Origin of the sequence: Dyadobacter luteus (assembly GCF_003383615.1) — a bacterium.
GTDB classification, from domain to species: Bacteria; Bacteroidota; Bacteroidia; order Cytophagales; family Spirosomataceae; genus Dyadobacter; species Dyadobacter luteus.
The window spans coordinates 1-1,966 of sequence record NZ_QNUL01000058.1; the positions used below are offsets into that span (position 1 = coordinate 1).

Annotated in this window: 1 protein-coding gene; it reads right to left on the reverse strand. The window is 44.6% G+C overall.

Going from position 1 to position 1,966, the window contains the following annotated elements; genetic code table 11:
• Positions 1-89: 89 nt before the first annotated feature.
• A complete protein-coding gene (gene ltrA, locus DSL64_RS28775) occupies positions 90-1,364 on the reverse strand; it encodes a group II intron reverse transcriptase/maturase (protein ID WP_115834428.1) in 1,275 nt (424 codons plus the stop codon).
• Positions 1,365-1,966 lie beyond the last annotated feature (602 nt).

A 1,966-nucleotide genomic window follows, 5' to 3' on the forward strand; every position in this document is an offset into this window, starting at 1 on the left:
ATCGAGTAGGAGGAAAATGAAAGTTTTCCTCCTTTCATTTTCCGTCCTCTCACACCACCGTGCGTACGGGCCTCGTACACGGCGGTTTGTTAGAATAATCTTAGTTGCGTTTCAACATTGTTGCGATACGTTTGGTAAAAACTTGGTAAACCTTTCTTCGTCAGCACTTCGTTGCTCAAGCTCCTTTGCAGTATCGGGCTATGTGCTGCTCTGCTGGCACCTTTGCTCGTGTTTGCCCATTGATACGCCCGCCATTTAGACACTCTGAGTTTGATAAGATTTCGCATCCGGGTCTTTACCTTTTGCCATTTCTGCCAAAACAGTTTCCGAACACGGCTTCTTAATAACTTGTCTAATCGGTGGCATACACTTGCAAGGTCTGCAAGCTGAAAGTACTGTACCCAACCTCTTACTACTGAAGTTAGTCCCTTCATCTCCCGTTCCACTTGCTGGGATTTGTTTCTCGGAAGTAGAGTCCGTAGCTTTTCTTTCATCCGTTCTACCGATTTATCGGCTATGCGTATCCGCCATTTACCTTTCGTCTTGTAAAAAGAAAAGCCTAATAGCGTGCTACGCATAGGGCGCCCGACTTTGCTCTTCTCCCGATTTACTTGTAGTAGTAGTACCTCTTCTATGTACTTCGTGATACTACTCATTACCCGTTCTGCCGACTTCCTGCTCCTTACATAAATGCTGCAATCATCGGCGTATCGGACAAAGCTCAACCCTCGTTTACTTAATTCTACGTCTAATTCGTTAAGTAGAATATTGGAGAGCAGCGGACTTAGGGGACTGCCTTGTGGTGTACCAGACACACGTTGGCTGCTTACTCCGTCTGCCATCATTTCGCTACGAAGATATTTACCTATCAACTTCAAGGTCGACTTGTCGGCGATCTTTCTGCTGAGCAGGCTCATCAGTTTGTCATGGTTGACTACGTCAAAGAATTTTGCCAAATCCAATTCTACAATATATGTCTTACCTTCGTTCAGATAGGTTTGGGCTTGTAACACTGCCTGATGGGCATTCCTGTTTGGGCGGAAGCCATAGCTGTTGGGGTGAAAGTCTTGTTCCCATAATCCACTCATCCATTGCGATATAGCTTGCTGAATGAGGCGATCTTTGACCGTGGGGATACCAAGCATACGTGTGCCGCCTCGGGGTTTGGGTATCTCTACTTTTCGTACCGCTTCGGGGTGATAGTTGCTTGATTGCAATGCCTCTTTTAAAGAAGACCAGTGTGTGGACATGAAGTCGCGAAGTTCATCGGTCTGCATTCCATCCACGCCACTAGCTCCTTTGTTACTACACACCTGCTTGACTGCGTAAGTAATGTTTCTGATGTCTAGGATTGCGGTAAGCATATTATCGTTGTTGTAATCTAACTCCTGCTACATCCCTACATTGTTGCTCTGCTTAGCTACACTCCTTGTATGCTCTGTCGTCGGGTACTGCCCTATTTTCATATACATAGGTTACCTTTTTTTTTTTTTTTTTTCTGTGTTAATCGCTTCGCAGAAAACGTCTTAGTTCAATTGCAATTCTAACATTCAGTCCTTCTTAGCTTTGACACTAAGCTAATACTATGACCTCTGCTGACTTCTGACTATCCCAATACAACATTGCTGTTTCACTCTGTTGAATGTTTACTTCTTCAGCATTCGCTCATACATCCGACAGTTTAGATAACCAGACCTCTCAGGGTAAGTTCTTTATCTTTCTATTCAGGTAACCTCTTCATTTACGCCGCTACAATCCGTGCAGTATTGGGCTTTTGTTTCTTGTGCAACATCACCCTTGTAGCAACGCCTCCTATGAAGTTTCTGTCCGTAGGTTCGAATATTTGCCTCCAGCTTCCTTCAGATTTTACCTCACAGTAAACACCCTTGCCATCAGCTAACGATAAGTACTGCAACTCTCGTTCGGGACTTGCACCCTATAGATATAGAACATGCCTGACACACAC

Bases quoted from the DNA above. Each gene is read 5' to 3' on its own strand.
- ltrA (WP_115834428.1), bottom strand. From the start codon at position 1,364: ATGCTTACCGCAATCCTAGACATCAGAAACATTACTTACGCAGTCAAG.